Raw genomic sequence first — 24,482 nt, 5'->3', positions numbered from 1 at the left:
ACACATATTTCCGCAATAAAAAAGTTTACTTTGCCAGCATCAGTTTATTTTTTTCGGAAGTCACTTTAACCGTATCGCCGTCGCTGATTTTTTTCTCTATCAGTTGCATGGCCAGTTCGTCCAAAAGTTCGCTTTGGATGATGCGTTTAAGCGGTCTGGCGCCGTAATTCGGGTCGTAGCCCTTTTTCACCAGATATTTTTTGGCGTTGTCATTAATAATCAGCATAATTCTTCTTTCGTTCAAACGTTCCTGCACTTTTAAGAGCTGTAATTCCACAATCTTGTTTATGTCCTTTTCTGTCAGTGAATGAAAGACAATAATATCATCAATGCGGTTTAAGAATTCCGGTTTAAAGTTGCTTTGCAGTTCTTCCATTATTTTATCTTTGATATTTTTTTCACCGATTTTTTTGCCGTGCCCGTCGCCAAAGCCGAATTCGCCTTTTTTCTGCATGTCCATAATAAAATTACTGCCGATATTGCTGGTCATGACAATTACCGTGTTTTTAAAATTCACGGTGCGGCCCTTGGCATCGGTCACGCGGCCGTCATCTAAAATTTGCAGCAAGATATTAAACACATCCGGATGCGCTTTTTCAATTTCATCAAACAGCACCACTGAATAGGGTCGGCGGCGGATTATTTCCGTAAGCTGTCCGCCCTCTTCATAACCGACATAGCCGGGAGGGGAGCCGATCATTTTTGAGACCGCATGTTTCTCCATATATTCACTCATATCAACCCGCACCAGCGCGTTTTCGGTGTCAAACAGAAATTCAGCCAGGGCTTTGGCCAGTTCGGTTTTGCCGACGCCGGTTGGACCGAGAAATATAAATGACCCGATCGGTTTGTTTGGTTCGGAAATGCCGGCTCTTGACCTTCGGATGGCATTGGCCACGGCTTTGACCGCTTCCTCCTGACCGATAACACGTTCGGAAATTTCTTTTTCCATGTTGACCAATTTTTCGGCTTCGCTTTTTAACATCCTGGAAACCGGAATGCCGGTCCAGCGTGAAACTACCCGGGCGATATCTTCTTCAGTCACTTCTTCTTTCAGAATGCCGGTGTCTTTTTGAATATTTATAAGTTTTTGTTCTTCTTGCCTGATTAAGCTTTCTAAACCGGGGATTTTGCCGTATCTAATTTCGGCTACCTTTTGCAGGTCGCCCCGTCTTTCTTCAATCTCCGCCTGTTGTTTGATTTGTTCAATTTCTTTTTTATGGTTATGAATGCCGGTGATAACTTCTTTTTCGTTTTTCCAGCGGGCCTCAAGCTCGTTGCTTTTTTCTTTTGTTTCAGCCAATTCTTTTTCCAGTTTAGCCAGGCGTTCTTTGGCTTCTTCTTCTTTTTCTTTTTTTAAGGCGCGTTTTTCAACTTCCATTTTTATCATTGCCCGTTTCATCTTATCCAGTTCATCCGGCATGGAATCAATTTGCATGCGCAAAGCCGAGGTGGCTTCGTCTATCAAATCAATGGCTTTGTCGGGCAGGAAACGATCGGAAATATATCTCTGGGAAAGATCAACCGCGGCTAAAATAGCCGAATCGGTGATGCGTACGCCATGATGAACTTCATATTTTTCTTTAATGCCGCGTAAAATAGCAACGGCATCATCGCGCGCCGGTTCATTTACCGTCACCGGCTGGAAGCGGCGTTCCAGGGCTGCGTCTTTTTCAATATATTTTTGGTATTCTTTTAAAGTGGTGGCGCCAATGGCGTGGAGTGTGCCCCTTGCCAGTGCCGGTTTTAACATGTTAGAAGCATCAACCGAGCCCTCGGAAGAACCGGCGCCGACAATAGTGTGCAATTCATCTATAAACAGTATGATTTTTCCGGCCGAATCATTAATTTCTTTTAAAACCGCTTTCAGACGATCTTCAAATTCGCCGCGGAATTTTGTTCCGGCTAACAGCGAACCAATATCCAAAGCGATCACTTCTTTGTTTTTTAGGGACTCGGGCACGTCGCCGTTCACAATTCTTTGCGCCAAACCTTCAACGATGGCTGTTTTGCCGGTTCCGGGTTCGCCGATCAGTACCGGATTGTTTTTCGTGCGGCGGGACAGAATTTGCATGACGCGGCGGATTTCATCGTCGCGGCCGATTACCGGATCAAGTTTTTCTTTATAGGCCAAGTCGGTCAGATTTTTTCCGTATTTTTCCAGAACATTATATTTTGTTTCCGGTTCCGGGCTGTCAACTTTTTGACTGCCTCTGATGCCGGCCAGGGCTTTGAGCGTGTCCTCGTAATTTACCCCATAACCTAAAAGCAGGTCGCTAATCGGATTGCGGCCGACCATGAAAGCCAGAAACAGGTGTTCCACACTGATATATTCATCGCCCATTTTTTTGGCTTCGCCCACGGCGGTTTGAAAAATATAGAGCATTGATTGGCCAAGCAAAATTTGGCCGATACCGCCAACAGGGGATGAACCGGGCTGTTTTGGCATTTTGTCTATCAAGGACTGGGCGCCTGCCTTTAGCGCTATTGTATTTACGTTAAATTTATGTAAAATTGATACGACAATGCCTTCAATATCGTCTAAAAGGGCGAAAAACAGATGCGGCGGTTCAATTTGCTGCTGACCGTTCTCAAAGGCAATTTTGGCCGCGTTTTGAATGATTTCTTGGGATTTATTGGTAAAATTTTGGGGAATCATATTATTGTTAGGTTTAGCTAGGAGGTTATTATCACTCGTAGGAGGTGAGTGATAATATCATAACAAACTGTAAAAAAATGTCAAGCTATGCTAAAATAAGCTGTATTATGTTGAAACATATAGGAATTATCATGGATGGGAATCGGAGATGGGCCAAGGAGAGGGGACTGCCGGCCATGGCCGGGCATAAGGCAGGGGCAGACCGATTAAAAGATATTCTTTTGTATGCTCAAAAAATCGGTCTTAAAATAATTACGGTTTTTGCTTTTTCCACTGAAAATTGGAAACGCTCCAAAACAGAGGTAGATTTTTTGATGGATCTGTTTATTAATTTTGTTGATAAAAATTTACCTGAACTACAAAAAATGGGAGTTAAATTTAACCATTTGGGTTCGTTTGCTAAATTGTCAAAAAAAGTTCAGGAAAAAATAAAAAAGGCAACCGAAGCCACCAAAGATAATAATGAATTGATTTTTAACATTGCTTTAAATTACGGCGGTCGCGATGAGATCGTGCGGGCGGTGCAAAATATTGTTGAACAAAAGTATAAGCCAGAAGAGGTTGATGAAGAGTTAATTGGCGCTCATCTTGATACTGCCGGACAGGATGATCCGGATTTGATCATCAGAACGTCGGGTGAACAAAGATTATCCGGCTTTTTACCCTGGCAATCCGCTTACAGTGAATTGTATTTTACTGATGTGTATTGGCCGGATTTTGATGCCAAAGAACTGGACAAAGCCATTACTGAATATAATAATCGGCAAAGGAGATTTGGAAATTAATATGCGCGCTTTTATTGCTTTTCCATTATCAGACGAAGCCAAGCAGGAGCTTGTTAAAACGCAGGCCGAAATTAACGGTCAAAATTTATCGGCTAAAATTAGATGGGTGGAGGACAAAAATATGCATGTTACGGTTGAGTTTTTGGGGGATGTTAAAGAAGAACAGGTTGAACACATAAAAAACATATTGAATAACATTTGTATCCAACACAAACCTTTTGAATATAAATTAAAAAAAGTAAATGCGTTTCCGAATCTAGAGCATCCGAATGTATTGGTGGTTGATATTGGTGATGATGAAAGAAATTCGAGTGTTAATTTATATGTAGAACTACACAATGAATTGGCTAAAATTGGTTTAAATTTAAATAACAGGAAATGGTATCCGCACGCCACATTGGGCCGTATAAAACCTGATTTTTCCGGAAAAATTTCATTGGATAATATAAGTGTTCAAGAAACAAAATGGATTGTTGATGAAGTTTTGTTTATAAAAAGCGATTTAACACCTGCCGGGCCGGTGTATGAGGTTATAGAAACTTTTAAATTAAACTCTTAATTTATGAAGCGAATTTTAACTGTCATTTTTATAATAATTGGTTTGGGTTTTGCCGGTTTGGCCCGAGCTGAAGAAATCAATAATTTTGGCGTTGTTATTAATGTTAACAAAGATAGTAGTATAAATGTTACCGAAAGGGTTGAGTATAATTTTGATGGCGTCCAGAAGCATGGGATATTCCGGGATATCCCGATTAAATATCAAGCGCGCGGTGGAAATTATAATTTGAGAATTAGTAAAATTAGTGTAACTGATGAAAATGGCCAACCGTACAAATATACAATTTCGTATCCCGGTAAAAATTTAGAGATAAAAATTGGCGACGCAGACAAACTGGTAACCGGAGTAAAAACTTATGTAATTAGTTACACTGTTGATCGAGCTATAAATTATTTTTCTGATCACGACGAGTTATACTGGAATGCGACAGGAAACGGCTGGCAGGTGGCAATTAATAAAGCTTCAGTTAAAATTATTTTTTCTGACTTTACTGTAGACAGTAAAAATATTCAAGCTGCTTGTTATATGGGTGTGAGTGGAAACCAGAATCCTTGTCTGTCCCATTCTTTTACAAATAACAACGCAGTACTTTTTAATCAAGGATATTTGTCGCCCGGCGAGGGCTTGACCGCAGTATTGGGCTTGCCAAAGGGAACGATTTTTCAACCAACTCAACTCCAAAACGTTTTACTCACCTTACAAGATAATCTCATTTTAGGTTTGCCAATCCTTGTTTTAATTGGGCTAATTTTATATTGGTACAAATTCGGTCGTGATCCAAAAGGCAGGGGAGTGATTATTGCGCAATTTGACCCGCCCGATAAGTTGTCCCCAGCCGAAGTGGGCACAATTATTGATGAAAAAGCGGAAAGCAGAGATATTTCGGCTCAAATTATTGATTTGGCTATAAAAGGGTATTTAAAAATAATCAGGACAGAAAATGGTGTTTTGTTTAAACAACCAGATTATACCTTTCATAAATTAAAAGAACCGGATGATTTGAGTAATGATTTTGATAAAAAATTGATGGAAGCGATGTTTGAGTCGGGAAAAATTGTGAATTTGTCCGTTTTGAAAACAAAAATTTATTCCGGGATTGCCGAGGTTATAAAAATGATCTATGCCAACACGTATAGTAAAGGATATTTTGTCAAAAATCCCAATACAGTCAGAATAATCTTTAGTGTAATAGGCGCCTTTTTTACGGCCGGTGGCATTCTCTTGGGAAAAGATGGAAATATTTTGGCGGCTATTAGCGTGTTTATTTCAGGTGTTATGATAGTAGTCCTTGGATTTATAATGCCAAGAAGGAGTGAAAAGGGTGTGTTGGCCAAAGAACATATTTTAGGATTAAAAATATATCTGACAGTGGCGGAAAAAGATAGAATAAATTTTCATAATGCACCCGAGAAAAATCCAGAGCAGTTTGAGAAACTTTTGCCGTATGCGATGGTTTTGGGAGTGGAGAAGCAGTGGGCTAAACAATTTGAGGGAATTTATACCCAAAATCCAAATTGGTATAATGATTCAAGTGGAGCCAATTTTTCAGTTATCGCCTTTGCTTCTACTATGAATAATTTTAGTCATACTGCCGGAGCAGTCATGGCTACTGCGCCAGGAGGTGGCAGTGGGTTTAGTGGTGGTGGCTCGGGTGGTGGTTTTGGCGGGGGTGGAGGAGGAAGCTGGTAATATGAATTTTAAAGAAATTTTAGGAGTTAGAATTGACGGTTTAAGTTTGGCAGAAGCGCAACAAAAAGCGCGTGAGTTTTTGCCTTCCGGTCAACATAAGATTTACACTCCTAATCCGGAGTTTTTGGTCAAAGCCCAAAAGGATGAAAATTTTAAAAAAGTTTTAAATTCCAGTGATTTAAATTTGTGCGATGGGTTTGGGTTACAGATGGCCAGCGGTATAAAAAGAATTCCGGGTGTGGATTTTATGATTGAGTTGTGTGAAATTGCCGCGGAGCAGGGGAGGGGTGTTTATTTGTTGGGTTCCGGTAATGATGAGGTGATACACAAAACCGCTGAAAATTTGCTAAAGAAATTCTCAAATTTAAAAATAGCCGGGATGGATAAAGGCCCAAAAATAAATGAAAATCAAGATGGAACGATTTCTGTAGAAAATAACGAAACTATTTTGGAAAAAATCAACCAAACTGGTGCAGAAATTATCTTTGTTGCTTTTGGCATGGGCAAACAGGAAAAATGGATCTATGAAAATTTAACCAAGTTACCAAATATAAAAATTGCCATGGGTGTGGGTGGGGCGTTTGATTATATTTCTGGTGTGGTTAAGCGTGCCCCTAGTTTGATACGTAATCTGGGACTGGAGTGGCTTTATCGGGTTATTAAACAACCATCAAGATTGGTCCGAATTTATAATGCCACTATAAAATTTTTGTTTTTATCTGTTTTTAAATAAATATGGAAGTTTTAGATATTGTGGATGAAAACGATATTATTGTTGGCAGTGGATCTAAGAATGATATTTATGAAAAAAAGTTGACGCACAGGATTGCGAATGTTTTTATTTTTAATAATGAAAACAAATTGGCCTTGCAATTACGCAGCCAAAATGTACATTTTTGCCCTAGGCATTGGTCAATAAGTGCCAGTGGCCATGTTCAGTCAGGGGAGACATATGAAGAAGGAGCTTTAAGAGAACTTAAAGAAGAAATCGGGTTGGAATGTAAATTGGAATTAGCACGCAAGGATTTTTATTTAACACCGGATGGAATTGGCAAATTTTTGACAAGTTTTACAGCTAAAAGTGACGGTCCATTTATTATTGATTCTGAAGTGGTTGATTCGGTAAAATTTTTTAGTAATCAAGAGATAAAAAAGATGATTGCTGCTGGTGAAAAATTTCATCCAGAGTTATTGTTTATTTTAGATAGAATTAAAGATATTACCTTGATTTGTGCCTAAAGTTGGGGTATAATTTTAGCATAAACATTATTAAACACATCTATGATCCGCACCCGTTTCGCCCCCAGCCCAACCGGATATTTGCATGTCGGCGGTCTGCGCACCGCCTTATATTCATATTTGGTTGCCAAACAAAATAAAGGCAAGTTTTTGTTGCGCATTGAGGATACTGACCGGGAAAGATTTGTGGCCGATGGTGTGAAGAATATTTTGGACTCGCTTGGCTGGGCTGGAATAGTGCATGACGAAAAATTATATACTCAATCCGAACACTTAGACGTCTATAAAAAATATACCGATCAACTAATTGACGCCGGCCAGGCCTATTATTGTTTTTGTACGCCGGAACGTTTGGAAAAATTACGCGAGGACCAGCAAATTAAAAAAATGCCGACCAAATACGATAAACATTGCTTATCCATTGATCCGCAAGAAGCAAAAAAGCGCGTGGCCGCCGGCGAAAAACATGTAATCAGATTAAAGATGCCGGAAACGGGGGAGACAGCATTTACGGACTTAATCCGCGGTGAAGTTGTTTTCAAAAATGAACTGGTTGATGATCAAGTTTTGTTAAAGTCCGACGGCTTCCCCACCTATCACTTGGCGGTGGTGGTTGATGATCATTTAATGAATATCACCCATATTATCCGAGGTGAAGAGTGGATTAGCAGTGTGCCCAAGCATATTCAACTGTATAAATATTTTGGTTGGGAAGTTCCTAATATGGCGCACTTGCCATTATTATTGAATCCGGATAAATCCAAACTAAGCAAACGCCAGGGCGATGTGGCGGTTGAAGATTACAGAAAAAAAGGATATTTGCCGGAAGCATTAATCAATTTCGTCGCCTTTCTTGGTTGGAACCCGGGCACGGAAAAAGAAATTTTCAGCATTAAGGAATTAATAAAAGAATTCAAGCTGGAAAAAGTGAATAAATCCGGCGCCGTATTTAATTTGGAAAAATTGGACTGGTATAATAAACAATATATAAAGAAATTATCAAATAAAGAGTTGGCAAAAATGGCCGGACTCAACCCAAAAGATAAGAAACTGGAGAACGCGATTGCGTTGGAAAGAGAAAGAATCACGGTTTTGTCAGAGCTACCCGAAGCGATAAAATTCATAACCCAATTGCCGGAATATGAACCAGATCTTTTAATCTGGAAAAAAAGTTCCAAAGAAGAGGCGGCAAAAATCTTGCCGCAACTCGCTGAATTTTTAGCCAAACAAAAAAAATGGACAAAAGAAAGTTTGGAAGCCAAAGTAGGGGAGTGGATGAAAGAAAAAGCATACTCAACCGGTTCGGTATTGTGGCCTCTGCGCGTGGCTTTATCAGGTCAGCAAAATTCTCCCGGACCGTATGAAATTGCCGAGGTTTTAGGCAAAGAGGAGACCTTAAATAGAATTCAAACCGCTATCCGTGGTATAATATAACCATGAAAAAAACCATTCTGATTTTCTTGGTTGTGTTAGGGCTATTATTTCAGCCCGTTTTTGCGTTTGCAGAGACAACAACCACCAATCAGACAGAAATAGATCAATTAAAAAGAGAAATTGAAGCCAACAAAAGTATTGTTAAACAACTGGAAGATACAATCGCTAAATACAATACAAATATTTCCCAGAAACAACTTGAAGCCAACTCTTTGAAAAATCAATTAGGGATACTGGATAACCATATTGCCAAAGCTCAAGCCGATATAGATTTAACCCAAACACAAATAAAACAAACCCAGTTGGAAATTGCTGCCTTGCAACTGATTATTCAGGATAAAGAAAATGTCATTGCCAAACAAAAAGGCATAATTGCTAAAATGGTGCAGAATATAAACGCGGAAAAACAGAAAAATTATTTAGAAATTTTGCTTACCAATAATAATCTCACTGATTTTTTTAATCAATTGCAGTATACGATAAATGTTTATACTGATTTGGGAAAATCAGTTAAAGTTTTGCGGCTGGCCAAAGAGGATTTGCAAAAACAACAGCAGCAGTTAAAGGATAAAGAAAAAAATCTTGAGGATCTGCAAAAACAGATGCAGGAAAAAATGGATGCCCTGACCAATCAATCAAACGCCAAACAACAACTTTTGGTATCCACAAAATCTTCAGAATTAAAATACCGCACTCTGCTTTCCAGTTTAAAACAGCAATACCAGACGATCGTGAGTCAGATTAACAGCGACGAACAGTCAATGCGCAAAAAATTGGAAGCTAATAATCAAATCGCGGACACGAGCGTGGGTGATTTACAGTGGCCGGTGCCCAGTCATGTAGTAAATGCTATTTTTCATGATCCGGATTATCCGTTTAAAAATGTCATGCAGCATAGCGGTATAGATGTACGGGCGGCGCAGGGGACGCCGATTCGTGCCGCGGCATCAGGATATGTGGCCACGGCCAAACGGTGCAGCTTGTCAAGTTGCTACAGTTATGTTTTGATAATACATACAGCCAGCTTTTCAACTTTGTACGGGCATTTAAGCCGTGTGGATGTTACTCCCAACCAATTTGTAACCAAAGGCGACGTGATTGGTATGTCCGGCGGCACGCCGGGAATGGTTGGCTCCGGGCCGTTTGTCACCGGTCCCCACTTGCATTTTGAAACCCGTTTAAACGGTATTCCGGTTAATCCGTTCGGCTATATAAATCCATAATTATGTATAAAAAAGGACTGATTTGGATAGTTGTTCTCCTAATCATCGTGGCCGGTTTGGTCGTTGGTAAAATTTTTTTAAACAAACAAACACCCATTTCAACATCACCAACTCCGACAACAAGCACTCAAGAGGGGACACCTGATGCCTGGAATACTTATGCGAGCACAAAAGACGGATATAAAATCAGCTATCCGCCGGAATTTAATTTGAAAGACGACAATATATTTTTGGTGGATCACAATGCGACCGGTACGGAAATTGATTTTCCTTCAACCTATACTACGGGCACGAATCTACGTGAGGCGTATGTTGGAATTACAAATCGTAAAGTGGCCACGCCGGCTGATTGTTATGCGTCATTTAATGGCGGAGAAAATAGTTCTTCAACTGTAACGATAAACGGAATTACTTTTAATAAAATTGACGAATCCGGTGCTGGGGCAGGGAACTATTATGAAGATGTGCGCTATGCGGTCGTGAAAGGGGATTCGTGTTACAATGTTGCCCTATTTATGCACTCGGTGCAGAGGTTGAATTATCCGGAAGAAACCAGGCCAGCCGAGTTTGATCGCGCGGCTGTGACAAATATTTTTGATGAGATAATGAAGACGTTTAGTTTGCTCTAAACTTTACTTTTCAAACAATGGATGAAAATCATGATGGGTCTTTTCGGCAAACTTATCAGAAGCGTGGACATAACGAGTAGTTGTATCAAGCGATTCGTGGCCGAGCAGAATTTGTATTGCCGCCGGGTTGGCGCCATTTTCTGCCAGGAAGGTGGCGAAGCCGTGTCGCAGGGTGTGGCAACTAATCGGAATATTTATATCGAGCAACTCTCGGTATTTTTTTATTTTAAATTGTAAATAATTTGCCGAGATTTTTTTATTCTTTTCCTGATTATTGCGGCCGCGGTAGGGGACGAATAACATTTCCGAAGTGCTGGCGCGTTTAGCCAGATAATTTTTTAAATGCTCCAGCGCCCGCGGGGTCAGATATACAAATCGTTGTTTTTTTCCTTTGCCAAGAATATATATACGTCCGGTTTGATCAATTTGGTTGACCTTGAGTGATAAAAGTTCGGAAATACGCATGCCGGTGGCAAATAATGTTTCCAGCATGGCCCGATTGCGCAAGGCCACCTTTTCATCATCTTCATATTTCATTGGCGCTTCAATTATTTTTATCACCTCGGTAAATTCCGGCACCTGCCCGTGCTTTTTTATGTTTTTAATTAATTTTACGGCGGCAGGGGAGACGGGTGGATTGTGGTCCATATCCTCCATGAATTTCAAATATGAGCGCAAGGCAGAAAGTACCCGATTTATTGAATAGCTGCTTAGTTTTTTCTTTGAAGGTCCCTTTTTTAAGGTTTTTCGGTCTGTGGACATCAGGTACGCTTTAAAACGCAACAAATCCGTTTTATCTAATTTGGTAAAATCTTTTTTTACGTCTTCACTCAAAAAATTCTCAAAAGTTTTTAAATCGCGATCATAATTATACGCGGTCTCTTCGGAAAGATTATTCGCGCGCAGGTTTAAAATAAAATCATCAAGGTAGGGAAGTGGATATAACATCTCCCCGACCCTTCTTACAGTTGTTGTCTTAGCGGCCACAGAGCTTTCATGTGGCGTTTTTTCCTTATCAAGACGAGTGTTTATACCTCTTTTCATATCAAGGCCTTTAAAAACGATTTAAATGCGTTACGCTCATATTTTGGCTAATGTTAGCCAAGATAATGACTTTGAAATGGCTTAAACAAGCGGAAAAACCCTCAAAAGGGGCATAAACCGGCCTAAAGCATATCAGGGGTGAAATTGTGATCAAAAATTTATCAAATCTGAATGAAAAAAATCTAATTATATATACAAATATATATAATATATATCCGGAGAAGTATAAAATATTTTTCTGAAGAAAATCTTTAATCTTATAAGAATAGTTAAATCGGGAAGAAATCGTCATATTTGCTGGTTTGGCTTAAAACCCTATATAATAATTGAGTGTAAGGGATATTATACTCAATTATATATTTCTTTATATCTTCAGTCAAATGGGTTTATCCACACCCCTACCCGCCTTTGGTGTGGTCTCCCATCACTTCCAGTACACCCTCTCTCCAAATCTTAGATCAATGTATTCTTTTGGATGAATTGTTTTTAAAAATAATTTTAAATTATTTAGCTGGGGAGTATAATTATTGCCGGGCTGGACAAAGATATTCCACGGTTTGTTTGTTTTAATTAAAATACCGGAATTAAGATTATCCAGAACAAAGTACTGCGGCTCTATCCCCTGCTTGGGCAGGTCGCTATACCATGAGGCGATAAAATATATAATATCGCTTGATAAAATATTTAATTGTTTTTCCGTGACAATTAATTCGCGTTCATCATACAGTATGGGGAAAGAACCAAACTGATTTTTGATTTTACTAAAATTAGGAATATGCACAGTGGTAGTTGGTGTACTTGAAGTCATAACTGGCGTCCCCGGTGTATTAGTCGGTATAGAAATACTAGTGGTGACAATTTGAAATTCAGTTTTTTCAACATCGGCTAAATATTTAATAACCGATCCCCCATCGTCAAGCAAAAAATATTTTTGTCCGTTGTCATATATCAAGGATGATTGTTTCTCTATTACTTTAACCTTTAATAAGTTTGGAAACACTTTCTCTACAAAAATAGATTGAACGGAGAATTTTTCACTTAGTCCTTTCTGAATTTTATCAACGTCAACCAAAAAATAATCATTTGCCGGCAAAATTCTGCCGCCATCCAGGTAAGTTGTTTTGATATAATTATCTACCTCCTCTTCGTTAATATTTTTAAATCCCGAGCATTCAATTTTATTTATGCGAAAAAAAGGCATATAAACTAACATGCCAGCCCAAACAACGACCAGAATGACAAGTATCATGCCGATTATCTTTCCGGCTGTCCAGGGTTTCTTTTCTCTTTTTTTAAACGGATTGATTTTATAGGCGGGGGTGCTTCTTACCGGATAAAAGTTTTTTTGTTTTTTTCTTTTAAAAATACCAAAAAACCTTTTCCAAGGATTTTGGTAAGGTTTGTATTTGGCGAAGGTATATTCTGATTTATAATGACGCATGCCTTTAGAGTTTCTTTAAACCGCAATATTTCCTTAAAACTTTTGGTATCAGAACACTGCCGTCTTTCTGTTGGTAATTTTCCACGATAGCCAATGGAAATCGGCTTAAAACAACCGCGGTGCCGTTTAAAGTGTGAACATACTCAGCAGATCCATTCTCTTTGCGGTATTTGATATTTAATCGCCGCGCCTGATAGTCGGTGCAATTGCTGGTCGAGGTAATTTCGCCATAATCACCCTGTTTATCCCCTTCACCCTTCATGGTCATCCAGGCCTCAAGATCATATTTACGGAAGGCCGGTCCGCCAAGATCTCCACTGGCGATATCTATTACCTGATAAGGAATCTCTAAACCATTAACAATTTCTTTTTCAATTGCCAGTAATTCTTTATGAAGTTTTTCACTGTCTTCCGGTTTACAATAGATGAACATTTCCAGTTTTGTAAATTGGTGCACCCGGTATAAACCCCTGCTGACCTTGCCGTAAGCGCCGGCTTCGGTGCGAAAGCAATGTGAAAGCGCCACATATTTTAACGGGCCTTTAGACAAATCCAAAACTTCATTCGCATGGAATCCGCCCATAGTGATTTCGGCCGTACCGATCAAACTTAAGTCCGTATTTTCAACTGAATACACCTGTGTTTCTTTGCCTCTGGGGTTAAAACCGATTCCTTCCAAAATGTCGTTTTTCGCCATGTCTGGTGTTTCTACAAGCATGTAGCCGTGCTTGGTAACAATATCAATACCGTAATTTATCAAGGCCTGGTTTAAACGCACCATGTTGTTTTTAAGAAAATAAAACTTTGCCGCCGTCACCTTGGCTCCGCGTTCAAAATCAATTAAATCTAAATTTGTCAGTAATTCTTCATGAGTTTTTGGTGGAAATTTAAATGGTTTTGGCTCTTTGTTTTTATAAACAACCTTAAAGTCCCCTTCTCCGCCGATGGGACTGTCCGGATGGGTTAAATTAGGCACGGCCAAAAGCAAATTTTGGTAAGCGGTTACGGCTTTTTCCAATTCTGTTTCTAAATTTTTTATCTCCTCCCCTACTTCCCGCATTTTTTTTATTTCTTCAGCAGTCGGTTTGCCTTTTGATTTGGCATTACGCAGAGCGCGGAGATCTTCCACCTGCTTTAAAATTTTTCGCCTGGTTTCGTCCAATTGTAAAAGTTTGTCAATGTCAATTTTTACATTTCTGTTCGCGCAATTTTTTTTCACTTCTTCTTTATGTTCTTTTATAAATCTAATGTCTAGCATATTAGCCCTTAAGTAGTTAATTCTTTTAATTTTGAACTTTTATAAATGTCTTCCATGTACGGCTGTAATTTAACAATCTGCACATGCTCATCTACGGCATCAGCCAGATTGTCCACAAAGGCCTTTTGGTCATAGCCCAGAGCCACCACATCAGGGTTCTCTTCGGCAATGGCCTGGTATTTATTTTCACCCAGACAACCCAAACGCACCTTATCGGCAATACCCAGTTTTTGGACGTTTTCCAAGCGAATATTTTCATTATATTTCGGCAGTTTGCCTTTTACTTCGCAGACAATCGGATCCCGGGCAATTACCGCCACTAAATAATCACCGTATTCTTTGGCTTCTTTTAGCATGTGAATATGGCCGGGATGAATGATGTCAAACGTGCCGAAAACAATCACTTTTTTCATAATCAATATAAGCGTAAATTATTTTTCCGGTTTTAAGGTTGGAAACAAAATCACTTCTTTTAAATTTTGAGAGTTGGTGAGCAGTTTTACCAACCGGTCAATGCCCATACCCAAGCCGGCGGTCGGCGGCATGCCGTGTTTTAAAGCAATAATAAAATCCTCATCATAAGGCATCCCCTCTTCATCCCCGGCTTTACGCAACCTCTCTTGCTCTTTAAATCTTTTTTCCTGTTCAATCGGATCGTTTAATTCAGAGAAACCATTACACAGTTCATTTCCGCCCGCGCACAGAAGTTGCATCCGCTCAACATATTTGGGATTATCAGGTTTGGTTTTGGCCAACGGCGACAGCTCTACCGGATGATCAATCATAAAAATCGGGTCAACAATTTTCGGCCGCACAAATGTTTTGTATATCTCATCCACCAATTTTCCGTAACCGGTTTTGGCGTTGATACCCTCTATTTTGAGTTTTTTGGCCTGGGCAAATAATGATTTTTGGTCGGGATATTTTTCAATATCAATCTTGGCGTATTTTTTTATTAGTTCCCGCATGGTTGCTCTTGGATACGGCGGCGTAAAATCAACTTTTTGTCCGTTGATTTCCATTTTTAAAGACAAATCAACCGATTTTATAATTTTAGGCAAAAGCTCTTCAATTAAATCCATCAAATCGTTGTAGTTTGCATAGGCCAAGTAAAATTCAATCTGCGTAAATTCCGGATTATGATTATTATCAATCCCCTCGTTTCTAAAACACTTGGCAATTTCATAGACCTTTTCCAGTCCGCCGACAATTAATCGTTTTAAATATAATTCAGGAGCGATGCGTAAATAAAAATCCGCATTTAGGGCATTGTGGTGGGTAATGAAGGGTTTAGCCGCGGCCCCGCCGTATAATGATTGTAAGATTGGGGTCTCAACTTCAATAAAGCCCTTGTCGTCAAAATAAGCGCGCAGGTTACGCACAATTGCACTGCGCATTTTAGCAATTTTCATTGCTTCCTCGTTGGCCAACAGATCAAGGTATTTTTGCCTATAGCGCAGTTCAACATCGGCCAAGCCGTGAAATTTTTCCGGCAAGGGCAAGAGCGCTTTGGCCAGTAAAATATATTTTTTGGCCAGGACCGTTATTTCTCCTTTGTGGGTAGTAAACATTTCTCCTGTAACTTCAACAAAATCGCCCAGGTCGTAGTTTTTTAGAAAAAATTTATAGCCATCTTTGCCCAGTTCTTTTTCGGAAAAAGCGATTTGCAATTTGCCGGACTCATCCTGAATATGACTGAAACAAATTTTGCCCATTTCTCTTTTTGCTATTAATCTGCCGGCGACCACAACCTTGGCGCCGGTCGGACTATTTTTTGCTTCAGCAGTTGTGTTTTTACGGTCACAGTGGTCAGGATATGGATTTATGCCTTGATTCTCTAAACTGGCTAAGCGTTCTAACCTAACCTGCTCTTCGCTCAATTGGTTGGTCATACTATTTTTATTTTATTTCTAAAATCAGATAAATTTGTGTTCCGGCCGGTGTTTGCACTTCAACTTTATCCCCTATTTTACGGCCAATAAACGATCCGCCCAGCGGGGATTCATTGGAAATTCTGCCCTCCAGCGGGTTGGCTTCCTGCGGGCCGACTATGGTGTAGGTTTTTGTGTTTTCGTTTATTTTTACAACCACCGTACTGCCCACAATGACCGTTTCTTTGTTTTTTCCGGATGACTCAACCACCTGCGCATTATCCAAAATATATTGCAATTGTCGCAGGCGCCCCTGCGCCCAAGCCATATCATCCTTGGCCTGGTGATATTCGGCGTTTTCAGAAAGATCGCCCTGTTGTTTGGCCTCATCTATTCTGGCGGCGATTTCCGGAATGCGCGTGTCTTTTATTTCCTGCAGCTCTTTTTTTAAAGCAGCTAAGCCGTCGGCTGTAAGATATTGAATTTTGTCAGACATATTTTCATTGTTCTAGTATGTATATCTAAAAATTATATCACGAATAAAGTAAAATTTAAAGTCATTTTTATTTAAGATATTTAGCGCCCCACCAAGCCAAAAAATCCCTGGCGATTGGTTCGGAAATAGTACTGCCTTCTTTCCCCTCTTCAATCATTACCGTCACTACAATCTGCGGATGATCAAGGGGAGCGAAAGAAGTAAACCAGGCATGATTATCTTTAGTGCTGTTCCATTGTGCCGTTCCGGTTTTGCCGGCGGCCAAAAAGGGCAAGGATTGCAGCATTTTACAACTGCCATAAGTGACGCAGTCCCGCATACCCTGGCGCACGACCGCTAAATTACTGTCAGATATCATAGTGGATGTTCTGGCAAAAGTTAACACCGTGGTTTGACCAGTAACCGGATCTTCAATTTTATTTACCAAATGCGGCTGGACAACTGTGCCGCCATTAGCCACGGCCGATGTCCAAACCGCCATTTGCAGAGGTGTGACCAATAGGTCGCCTTGTCCGATGGAAAGATTATAGGTGTCACCGATATACCATGATTCGCCCTTGGTATTTAGCTTCCATTCTTTGCTTGGTAAAAATCCACTGGCTTCTCCGGGCAAATCAATGCCGGTCTGTTTGGCCAGGTTAAAAGATTTCATATATTGGACCAACCGGTCCACGCCTAAGCCGACGAAATTTTTATAACCCCCGCCGATATAATAAAAGAAAGTATTAATTGACCAAGCCAGGGCCTTGGTAACGTTGGTTACGCCGTGTCCGCCGGCCAGCCAATCCCTAAAAAACCACTGGCCAACCTGGATACCGCCGGTGCTTAAAAAAGCGGTATTGGGAGTAATGATTTTTTCTTGCAGAGCCGCGGCGGCAATAATTAATTTAACGGTTGATCCGGACGGATAAGTTCCGGCTATGGCCCGATTAAACAAAGGATCATTTGGATTATTCAGATATCTATTATAATTATCCACAGAAATGCCGCCGGAAAATTCATTATTATCAAACGACGGCCAAGAGACCATGGCCAAAATTGAACCGTCGCGTGGATCCATGGCTATTCCTATTGCTCCCCCTTTGCCGATTTTTTTAAGCGTCGCTTTAATTAAATTTTCCATTTTCACCTGGGCCTCGGCGTCAATAGCCAGGATTAAATTTTTACCGGGCTCGGGAGAATTTTCAGCTAAAACATTTTGCTCGTGCCCGAGAGCGTCAACTTCAACCTGTTCAACTCCGTAAGCGCCGCGCAAGGCAGATTCGTAGGTTTTTTCCAATCCGGTTTTGCCGATATTATCAAAAAGCAGGTAATCTTTATCTTTAAACGCGGTTAATTCATCATCGTTGATTTTTCCCAGATAACCTAATAAATGACTCAAGCTCAAAGAACTGGTCGGGGTTGATAAATCATTGTTGATCGCGTATTTTCGTTTACTTCCCTTTTCCACCACTATGCCGGGCAGCTGCGCGCTGGCTATGTAAAGTTTGAGTGCAGTTTCGTAATCAAGATTTTCTTTAATCACGAGCGAAGCGTAACTGTAGGAACCGTATTTTTTTAGGAGATCGGTGATTTGTGTTTTGGAAACTCCGCTTAATTTTACCGTGTCATCAATAACAGTTTCACGCTGGGCTGAATCTTTGGGCAGATCCTGTGGCACCATCGCCAAGGAAAATTCCGGGACGTTTTGTACCAGTTCGTTGCGGTTTCTGTCAAAAATAATGCCTCTCTGCGAAGGTATGGGCTCCAAGCGGATGCGGTTGCCTTCGGCTAAAGAACGGTAGTAATCACCTCTGATAACCTGTAAGTAGATAATGCGGCCGAAGATGATAACCAAACCGACTATCATAATAATACTTAACCATAAAATTTTCTTATTGGTGATGCTTGTTCCTAAATAATTTTTAGTTTGCGACAAACTGATTTGTTTACCAATCGGTTTTTCAAAATCAAAAGAGTCCTCAATCCAGGAATTTGAATATTTACCGGGCAGATCACCCTTGTCTATTTTGCTTTTGATTTCAAAAAGGCCTTTATCCATAAGTTTGGTTTAGGAGGAGTGGATATCAATATACTTCGGATTTAAACGCCGGCTGAATCTACAGCTGATTAAATAAATGACCGAGAGTATCAGCGAGCTTAAAAAAACTTCCCACAAGACGTCAACTAAAATTTCTTTGCCGGGCAGGAGGTTTTGGTGCGCGTAAAGATTATAAAAAATTAAAAAAAGAAAGAATAAAAATCGGTATAAAATCAAACCGATGACCGATGAGAGAATTATGACCGGGAAAGACCGATCGGTAAAAATATTAAAAAGAAACCAGCTGACGACCGATAAACTGATTAGCATGGCTATGCTGCTTGTGCCGAAAGCCATGCTGGTGAACAGTTCGGAAATATAGAGCACGGCCAGAGCGATCCATAAAATATTTTGCTTGGGGTATAAAATGATCAGCCAAAGCAAAGACAGAAAAATTATATTGATATGATTAATTGGATATGGCAAAAAATTTATAATCAAAAAATGCAGAACCAGAATTGACAGAATAATTAAAAATTTTGACAATATGGCCCAAGCAAGCTTCATAAGCTCTATTGATTTGAAGTAATAACGCTGACTTCGGTGAGTTTTGATAAATCCACAATCGGGGTCAGGATGGCTTGTTGAAACGGCTGATAGGCCTCATTTTCGGCGGCAGCAACTTCACCGATTAAAAGACCGCGGGGAATATTTTCCTCTAATCCGGAAGTGATAATTGTATTTCCGACTATCACTGCCTCGTCGCGCGGGATGAAATTCATTTTTATGCTTAAACCGTAGCCGCCCTCAACTACGCCCAAACTTTTATCTTTGTTTAAGATGGTGGCGGCGATCTTACTTTGATTATCGCTGATTAAACGGACCATGGATACGTCTTTTTGCACGTTGGCAATTGTGCCCACCAAAATACCTTCTCCCACGATTACCGGCTCCCCTACTTTTATGTTGGCGCTTTGTCCGGCATCAATCATAATCATATTTTCCAAACTGTCATTTTTTCCGATAACATTTGAACTGACCATTGTGTATTTATGGCTGTTAAAAAAATTAAGCTGTTTTAACAGGGTCGCGTTTTCCTGTTCCAGCGTTAATAACCGGGCGCCGTCAACCGCATTTTTTTGACCGTTGGCCAGGCAGGTATTATACAAATTAATCAGGTCTTGTTTGTCTTTGGAATTATTTTGGGCATTACTGATGCTGATCCTTATGTTATTAAAAGCGGTGGGGATGGGCATCAAGATTTTACGCAGTCCCGATTCTACCGCGGTCAGCCAGCCCAAGTAATGAAAAAAAATGAGCAATACCAATATTGCCCCCAAAAGAATGTAATTTCTTCCAGTATTTTTAGAAAGCATATTTAGGCCCTTCTTGTTTCCGGTTTTATTATAACTTCATCGCGAAGTTCATCCTCGTCAAGCAGTATGCCGGCGCCCCGAACTACTGAAGTGAGCGGATCATCGGCGATTCGGACCGGGATTTCGGCGGCCCGGGCAATCAGTTGGTCAAATCCGCGCAGGAGCGCGCCGCCGCCGGAAATTAAAATTCCTCTTTCATGGATATCGGCCACCAGTTCCGGCGGAGTAATTTCCAGAGTAGCTTTTATATTTTCAATGATTGTTCGCAGTGATTTGGTGATGGCTTCTCTGACTTGAGAGTCGCTAATCATAATTTCTTTGGGCAAGCCGGTTACCAGATCTCGGCCGCGCATTGGAAATTGCATAGGTTCGTTAAGTTCCACGGCCGAACCGATTTTTATTTTAATTTCTTCGGCTTGCTTTTCACCCAAGAGGAGATTAAAGACATCGCGGGCGTATTGGATGATGTTGCGGTTAAGTTCATCGCCGGCAATGGGCAGGGATTTATGAGTGACAATTCCCCCTAAAGAAATTACCGCGATTTCCGAAGTACCGCCGCCGATTTCAACGACAAAGTTTCCCACCGGTTCGCGCACCGGCATTCTGGCGCCGATGGCGGCGGCCATTGGTTCTTCCACAATCATGACTTCTCTGGCCCCGGCATTGGTGGCCGCGTCAATGATAGCTTTTCTTTCCACTTCGGTGATCTCAAGCGGCGCGCCGATTATCACGCGCGGCCTGGTCATAAAATTCATACTGTCTTCGTAGACCTTATCCATGAAATATCTAAGCATTTTTTCCGTGACTTCAAAATCTGAAATGATGCCGGAAACCAAAGGTCGGGTGGTGACAATATGCGGCGGAGTTTTGCCAAGCATTTCTTTGGCTTCGTTGCCAACCGCCAAAATTTGTTCGGTGCGCGTATTGACGGCCACCACGCTCGGTTCGTTTATAACAATGCCCCGGTTTTTTACGTAAACAAGGGTGTTGGCAGTGCCCAAATCAATGCCGATATCTTTTCTGAATCGTTCAAACAGGTTTTTAAACATATGTTATGGCGCGATATCCCGATTGTTGTATTTACGGCCGGTAAATATAATACTTTCCATGATAAAGAATAAAAGCAAAAGCAGGATTGCGTTCCACCAGGCCAGCAGTTTTGCCTGCAAGAGCATTAAAGCGATAATTAAAGTCGCGGCGATAATAATTCCCTGTCTGAAGGTGTGCTTTACATGGTGAAATACCACATCATCGTTTTTTACAATTTTTTTTCTGATTAAAAATCCGATGATGGCAAATGAACCGGTCAGAGCCAGAAACAAACTGGCGTAAAAGAAAATAAATCCAATGGTGCCGGCAGAGCTGGGATCAATACTGCCGACTACAAAAAACCAAGCCAGCCAGCAGATTAGGGCGCCGATGGTCATTATGATTAAATAAGCCCTTAGAGACATAATTCTTGTGTATTTATTCTAGCTTGTTACAGGCCTTTTGGCAAGCTAGGATAAGTATCTTATCTTTAGAACCGCCCGCTCCCCTGCTTTTTCCTTTATTTTGGCCAAAATAACCGGTTCATTAAGCTTGATTTCCTGGGCGATTACCGAGCTTAAACAGGCAATGGTGAGGATCTGGTTTTTTACATAAACGGCCTGGGCATATTTGATCGCGTCTTGTCCCAAGAGTTCCGCGATAATTCTGTTGGCTTCTTCAACCACAATTGACGCTTCCACATTTCGTTTAAGTGGCGAATTTTTAAAATGGTTATTCAGGATGTCGCTAAGCGAGCGCATATTTAAATTTTGTATTGGCAGATATCCCTAAAATCACAATGCTGGCAGGCAAACTGGCTGGGTGTGGCGGTAAAATCGCCGGCATGAATTTTGTCTATAATTTTAATCAATTTTTCTTCAAGTTTTTCCAGTTCTTTGGGTGTGCCCATGAACGACAATTTTAGGTTGTCATTTAAATAATAAAAGGTCAGTTGGTTTAAAGATCCAAAATTTTTGTATTCAGCGAGCTGTTCAACCGCCATTTGATAAATCAATAATTGATTTTTATCATCTCCCTCAATTTTTTCTTTGCTGACGCCGGTTTTATAATCAATTATTTCCAAAGTACCATTTTTGAGCTGATCAACGCGGTCAATCCGTCCGCTGATCAGGTACTCCCCCACTTTGATTTTGAACCTGCTTTCCAAAGCAATCGGAATGGTCCAGTTGTCTTTTTCTGATTCGTAAAATATTTTTAGAATATCTTTACCGTTTTTATAGTAAGCGTCTTTTTGTATTTTGTCTTTATACCATTCATCAATCCAGGAGGTTTCATATATTTTTATAAGTTCATCCAGGGTTGGGACTTTAATTTTATCATCTTTGGGGGTGGGAGCGACCTGATTAAACAGCGAGCCCTGTTCCACCTTGTTTAGTTCCTGAATCCGCTGGTAAAACTTCTGCATGGTGCTATGCATGGTTTGTCCGAAGCTGAAAACGGCATTGCCCTTGGTGGGAATACTTATTATATGTGCCAGTTTGTATTTGTATGGACAGTCGTTGTAGATATTGATTTGAGAGAAGGAAAAGGCCTTGGGAAGTTCGTATTTGAATTGAGCTGATCCCACTTCTGGGACAGAGTCAGCATGACTTTTTGTTCCGCTCTCACGCTTCACAAAAAGTAACGCTGACCCCTGTCCCACATCCCCTACCTTAAATCCAAGCTCGTCTAAAAAGCGACTGATTTTTTTGCTTCTGACTCCACCATAATCATTGGCACTGGTTAAGTATAATCTGTTTTTGGCGCGGGTCATGGCCACATAAAACAAACGGCGTTCTTCCTGCCAGTGGCTGTCCCCTTCCGGTAACTGTTCTTTGACCAGTTCAGTAGGAATTTCAATTGATTCGCCATATTTGCGCGCCGGAAATCTGTCTTCAACTAAATTGACCACAAAAACATATTTAAATTCCAGGCCTTTGGCTTTATGCACAGTGATAATATTTACGGAATCGGGCGTGTCCGACAGTTGATACATTGCTCCTCGGTCACCGGACTCCAAAATATAGTTTAAGTGCTCTAAATAATTGCTGGTGTTAGCGCCGGGCGTGACTGATTCGTAATTGGCGATATCCTCAAAAAATTCTTTCAGCTGATAAATTTGTCTGATCACTTCCCTGTTGCCACGGTCTTCTTCTTTTGTTAAATATTCCAGATAGCCACTCTGCTCTAAAAATTCATACAAAACAATGGTCGGTTTTTCATGATGGACTTTTTGCAATCCAGTATGAATTAGATTTAAAATTTTATCGCAAATAATGACGCCTTCTTTGGAAAGTCCAACCTCCTGGGCCCGTTTTATAGCTTCATAATATGATGTACCCTTGCGTTTGGCCCAGTATGATATTTTCTGTATATCATGTTCATCAAAATGTAAAAACGGCAGACATAACATCCTGTATATAGCGGACGACTCACAATAGTTTTCCAGAAGCTTCAAGTAGTTGATTACGTCCAAAACAACCGGCTGGCGATATAATCCGGCGGCGGCCAGAAATTCGTAGGGTATGCCGGTTTTTTCCAAGGCGGAAATAAACGGCTCGCTGTGGTTGTTGGCGCGGATTAGAATGGCAAAGTCGTCCCAGGTGGCGTCTTTGTCTGCTTTTTTTAATTTAGAAATTTCTTTTACCACCGCCTTTACCTCATCATCAAGAGTTGAACACGAAATGTGTACAACGGATTTTTCAGCATCAACAGCGCCAGTTAAATTTGATTTCAATTTTTTATCAATTTTTAATTTGGCTTCCAGGCGATCCGGGTTGTTGTTTTGGATTAGTTTATAGGCATAATCCAGGATCCCTTGGTTGGAGCGATAGTTTTCGTTTAAAACAATTTCTTTGGCTTTGGGAAAATCGTCTTTGAATCTTAAAATATTTGAGACCGAAGCGCCCCTGAAGGCATAAATGCTTTGATCATCATCACCCACCACTGTTAACCCCTTTGCACTATCCCCTGCCAGCATTTGCACTAACTGGTATTGCGCCCAGTTCACGTCTTGAAATTCGTCAATTAAAATATATTTAAATCTTTTGCACAGAGCGTCTAAAATCAGCGGCCGTTGAGTTAGAAGCTTGTGGGCATAATAAATCAGGTCGCCAAAATCAAGCGCGTTATTATCCAGTAATAATTGATTATACGCGTGATAGGCATTGGCGATTTCCGAAAGCTGATTTTTTTCCTCGGTATTCATGTCGTCTTTGTCCATTTTTAGGTTCTCGGCATGATCAAGATATTCTTGAGGCGAGATAAGCTCGTCTTTGCATTTGGAAAAATGGGAAATAAGTTCGTGGATATGTTTAGACGGATTACCCAGTGCGCGGTAATAATCCAGGTTAAATTTATCTAAATTTTTGCGCATCAGCATCCAGGCATCGGTTTCGGTAAGAAGTTTGAATTGGTTGCTTAAACCGATATCAATGGCGTGGTGTTCTAGAAGTTTTTGGCAAAAGGCGTGAAAGGTTGAGATTTGCAGATCAAGATAACCGATTTCAATCATACCATCCACTCTTTCGGCCATTTCCGCGGCTGATTTATCGGTAAAAGTTAAAGCCAAAATTTCCTCCGGTTTGGCCAGTTTGTTTTTAATCAGATAACAAATTTTTTCAGTGATGACCGTGGTTTTGCCGGTGCCGGCTCCGGCGACAATAATCAGCGGACCGGAGGTGTATTCAACGGCTTGTTTTTGGGATGGGTTTAGTTTTTTTTCACTCAT

General features: G+C 40.6%; 22 protein-coding genes. 8 read left to right on the top strand and 14 right to left on the bottom strand.

The window, feature by feature from the left end:
• Positions 1-25: 25 nt before the first annotated feature.
• On the bottom strand, positions 26-2,659 hold the full coding sequence (gene clpB, locus WC526_02830; GenBank protein MFA5062055.1) for an ATP-dependent chaperone ClpB: 2,634 nt from the start codon (positions 2,657-2,659) through the stop codon (positions 26-28).
• Positions 2,660-2,736: 77 nt separating this feature from the next.
• Here clpB and WC526_02825 point away from each other — a divergent pair, with 77 nt between their 5' ends.
• Genes WC526_02825 through WC526_02790 form a run of 8 tightly spaced genes read left to right on the top strand, consistent with a single transcriptional unit; the run spans position 2,737 to position 10,217 of the window.
• On the top strand, positions 2,737-3,444 hold the full coding sequence (locus WC526_02825) for an isoprenyl transferase (GenBank protein MFA5062054.1): 708 nt from the start codon (positions 2,737-2,739) through the stop codon (positions 3,442-3,444).
• 1 nt (position 3,445) lies between these two features.
• Positions 3,446-4,003: an RNA 2',3'-cyclic phosphodiesterase gene (gene thpR / locus WC526_02820; GenBank protein ID MFA5062053.1), complete on the top strand. Its 558-nt coding sequence runs from the start codon at positions 3,446-3,448 to the stop codon at positions 4,001-4,003.
• A gap of 3 nt (positions 4,004-4,006) precedes the next feature.
• Positions 4,007-5,692 (top strand): DUF2207 domain-containing protein, encoded by a 1,686-nt coding sequence (locus tag WC526_02815; GenBank protein ID MFA5062052.1) that lies wholly within the window; start codon positions 4,007-4,009, stop codon positions 5,690-5,692.
• Position 5,693: 1 nt separating this feature from the next.
• The gene (locus WC526_02810) at positions 5,694-6,425 is read left to right on the top strand and encodes a WecB/TagA/CpsF family glycosyltransferase (GenBank protein MFA5062051.1); all 732 of its coding nucleotides are present in this window, start codon (positions 5,694-5,696) and stop codon (positions 6,423-6,425) included.
• Between the two features lie 2 nt (positions 6,426-6,427).
• A complete protein-coding gene (locus WC526_02805; protein MFA5062050.1) occupies positions 6,428-6,931 on the top strand; it encodes an NUDIX domain-containing protein in 504 nt (167 codons plus the stop codon).
• A 42-nt stretch (positions 6,932-6,973) separates the two neighbouring features.
• Positions 6,974-8,365, top strand: coding sequence for a glutamate--tRNA ligase (gene gltX, locus WC526_02800; protein MFA5062049.1), 1,392 nt, complete (start codon positions 6,974-6,976; stop codon positions 8,363-8,365).
• A gap of 2 nt (positions 8,366-8,367) precedes the next feature.
• Positions 8,368-9,588, top strand: coding sequence for a peptidoglycan DD-metalloendopeptidase family protein (locus tag WC526_02795; GenBank protein ID MFA5062048.1), 1,221 nt, complete (start codon positions 8,368-8,370; stop codon positions 9,586-9,588).
• Between the two features lie 2 nt (positions 9,589-9,590).
• Positions 9,591-10,217 carry a hypothetical protein gene (locus tag WC526_02790; GenBank protein ID MFA5062047.1) on the top strand — a complete coding sequence of 209 codons (627 nt, stop codon included), beginning with the start codon at positions 9,591-9,593 and terminating at the stop codon, positions 10,215-10,217.
• Positions 10,218-10,220: 3 nt separating this feature from the next.
• Here the strand turns inward: WC526_02790 and WC526_02785 are convergent, their stop codons facing one another.
• From WC526_02785 to WC526_02725, 13 genes are all read right to left on the bottom strand, one after another.
• Positions 10,221-11,261 carry a tyrosine-type recombinase/integrase gene (locus tag WC526_02785; protein MFA5062046.1) on the bottom strand — a complete coding sequence of 347 codons (1,041 nt, stop codon included), beginning with the start codon at positions 11,259-11,261 and terminating at the stop codon, positions 10,221-10,223.
• Positions 11,262-11,685: 424 nt separating this feature from the next.
• Positions 11,686-12,702 carry a hypothetical protein gene (locus WC526_02780; protein ID MFA5062045.1) on the bottom strand — a complete coding sequence of 339 codons (1,017 nt, stop codon included), beginning with the start codon at positions 12,700-12,702 and terminating at the stop codon, positions 11,686-11,688.
• Between the two features lie 4 nt (positions 12,703-12,706).
• Entirely contained in the window at positions 12,707-13,960 is a 1,254-nt protein-coding gene (gene serS / locus WC526_02775) for a serine--tRNA ligase (protein MFA5062044.1), read from the bottom strand.
• Between the two features lie 8 nt (positions 13,961-13,968).
• Complete coding sequence (locus WC526_02770) at positions 13,969-14,373, bottom strand: adenylyltransferase/cytidyltransferase family protein (GenBank protein ID MFA5062043.1); 405 nt, start codon at positions 14,371-14,373, stop codon at positions 13,969-13,971.
• A gap of 18 nt (positions 14,374-14,391) precedes the next feature.
• Complete coding sequence (gene lysS, locus WC526_02765; GenBank protein ID MFA5062042.1) at positions 14,392-15,852, bottom strand: lysine--tRNA ligase; 1,461 nt, start codon at positions 15,850-15,852, stop codon at positions 14,392-14,394.
• A gap of 7 nt (positions 15,853-15,859) precedes the next feature.
• Positions 15,860-16,327, bottom strand: coding sequence for a transcription elongation factor GreA (gene greA / locus WC526_02760; GenBank protein ID MFA5062041.1), 468 nt, complete (start codon positions 16,325-16,327; stop codon positions 15,860-15,862).
• 67 nt (positions 16,328-16,394) lie between these two features.
• Complete coding sequence (mrdA, locus tag WC526_02755; GenBank protein MFA5062040.1) at positions 16,395-18,368, bottom strand: penicillin-binding protein 2; 1,974 nt, start codon at positions 18,366-18,368, stop codon at positions 16,395-16,397.
• A gap of 9 nt (positions 18,369-18,377) precedes the next feature.
• Complete coding sequence (locus WC526_02750) at positions 18,378-18,914, bottom strand: hypothetical protein (GenBank protein ID MFA5062039.1); 537 nt, start codon at positions 18,912-18,914, stop codon at positions 18,378-18,380.
• Between the two features lie 5 nt (positions 18,915-18,919).
• Positions 18,920-19,723: a rod shape-determining protein MreC gene (gene mreC / locus WC526_02745; protein MFA5062038.1), complete on the bottom strand. Its 804-nt coding sequence runs from the start codon at positions 19,721-19,723 to the stop codon at positions 18,920-18,922.
• Positions 19,724-19,725: 2 nt separating this feature from the next.
• Positions 19,726-20,772, bottom strand: a complete 1,047-nt coding sequence (locus WC526_02740) for a rod shape-determining protein (GenBank protein ID MFA5062037.1) — start codon at positions 20,770-20,772, stop codon at positions 19,726-19,728.
• A gap of 3 nt (positions 20,773-20,775) precedes the next feature.
• A complete protein-coding gene (locus WC526_02735) occupies positions 20,776-21,177 on the bottom strand; it encodes a hypothetical protein (protein ID MFA5062036.1) in 402 nt (133 codons plus the stop codon).
• A 45-nt stretch (positions 21,178-21,222) separates the two neighbouring features.
• Complete coding sequence (locus tag WC526_02730; GenBank protein MFA5062035.1) at positions 21,223-21,513, bottom strand: DUF721 domain-containing protein; 291 nt, start codon at positions 21,511-21,513, stop codon at positions 21,223-21,225.
• A gap of 2 nt (positions 21,514-21,515) precedes the next feature.
• Positions 21,516-24,482, bottom strand: coding sequence for an ATP-dependent DNA helicase (locus tag WC526_02725; GenBank protein MFA5062034.1), 2,967 nt, complete (start codon positions 24,480-24,482; stop codon positions 21,516-21,518).

The sequence above is a fragment of the Patescibacteria group bacterium genome (assembly GCA_041649475.1).
Taxonomy (GTDB): domain Bacteria; phylum Patescibacteriota; class Patescibacteriia; order Magasanikbacterales; family GWA2-37-8; genus JBAZNA01.
This window is presented reverse-complemented; position numbering and strand designations above follow the sequence as displayed.

Excerpts from the sequence above, each read along its gene's own strand:
- clpB (MFA5062055.1), bottom strand. The coding sequence starts at position 2,659 with ATGATTCCCCAAAATTTTACCAATAAATCCCAAGAAATCATTCAAAAC.
- WC526_02825 (MFA5062054.1), top strand. The coding sequence starts at position 2,737 with ATGTCAAGCTATGCTAAAATAAGCTGTATTATGTTGAAACATATAGGA.
- thpR (MFA5062053.1), top strand. The coding sequence starts at position 3,446 with ATGCGCGCTTTTATTGCTTTTCCATTATCAGACGAAGCCAAGCAGGAG.
- WC526_02815 (MFA5062052.1), top strand. The coding sequence starts at position 4,007 with ATGAAGCGAATTTTAACTGTCATTTTTATAATAATTGGTTTGGGTTTT.
- WC526_02810 (MFA5062051.1), top strand. The coding sequence starts at position 5,694 with ATGAATTTTAAAGAAATTTTAGGAGTTAGAATTGACGGTTTAAGTTTG.
- WC526_02805 (MFA5062050.1), top strand. The coding sequence starts at position 6,428 with ATGGAAGTTTTAGATATTGTGGATGAAAACGATATTATTGTTGGCAGT.
- gltX (MFA5062049.1), top strand. The coding sequence starts at position 6,974 with ATGATCCGCACCCGTTTCGCCCCCAGCCCAACCGGATATTTGCATGTC.
- WC526_02795 (MFA5062048.1), top strand. The coding sequence starts at position 8,368 with ATGAAAAAAACCATTCTGATTTTCTTGGTTGTGTTAGGGCTATTATTT.
- WC526_02790 (MFA5062047.1), top strand. The coding sequence starts at position 9,591 with ATGTATAAAAAAGGACTGATTTGGATAGTTGTTCTCCTAATCATCGTG.
- WC526_02785 (MFA5062046.1), bottom strand. The coding sequence starts at position 11,261 with ATGAAAAGAGGTATAAACACTCGTCTTGATAAGGAAAAAACGCCACAT.
- WC526_02780 (MFA5062045.1), bottom strand. The coding sequence starts at position 12,702 with ATGCGTCATTATAAATCAGAATATACCTTCGCCAAATACAAACCTTAC.
- serS (MFA5062044.1), bottom strand. The coding sequence starts at position 13,960 with ATGCTAGACATTAGATTTATAAAAGAACATAAAGAAGAAGTGAAAAAA.
- WC526_02770 (MFA5062043.1), bottom strand. The coding sequence starts at position 14,373 with ATGAAAAAAGTGATTGTTTTCGGCACGTTTGACATCATTCATCCCGGC.
- lysS (MFA5062042.1), bottom strand. The coding sequence starts at position 15,852 with ATGACCAACCAATTGAGCGAAGAGCAGGTTAGGTTAGAACGCTTAGCC.
- greA (MFA5062041.1), bottom strand. The coding sequence starts at position 16,327 with ATGTCTGACAAAATTCAATATCTTACAGCCGACGGCTTAGCTGCTTTA.
- mrdA (MFA5062040.1), bottom strand. The coding sequence starts at position 18,368 with ATGGATAAAGGCCTTTTTGAAATCAAAAGCAAAATAGACAAGGGTGAT.
- WC526_02750 (MFA5062039.1), bottom strand. The coding sequence starts at position 18,914 with ATGAAGCTTGCTTGGGCCATATTGTCAAAATTTTTAATTATTCTGTCA.
- mreC (MFA5062038.1), bottom strand. The coding sequence starts at position 19,723 with ATGCTTTCTAAAAATACTGGAAGAAATTACATTCTTTTGGGGGCAATA.
- WC526_02740 (MFA5062037.1), bottom strand. The coding sequence starts at position 20,772 with ATGTTTAAAAACCTGTTTGAACGATTCAGAAAAGATATCGGCATTGAT.
- WC526_02735 (MFA5062036.1), bottom strand. The coding sequence starts at position 21,177 with ATGTCTCTAAGGGCTTATTTAATCATAATGACCATCGGCGCCCTAATC.
- WC526_02730 (MFA5062035.1), bottom strand. The coding sequence starts at position 21,513 with ATGCGCTCGCTTAGCGACATCCTGAATAACCATTTTAAAAATTCGCCA.
- WC526_02725 (MFA5062034.1), bottom strand. The coding sequence starts at position 24,482 with ATGAGTGAAAAAAAACTAAACCCATCCCAAAAACAAGCCGTTGAATAC.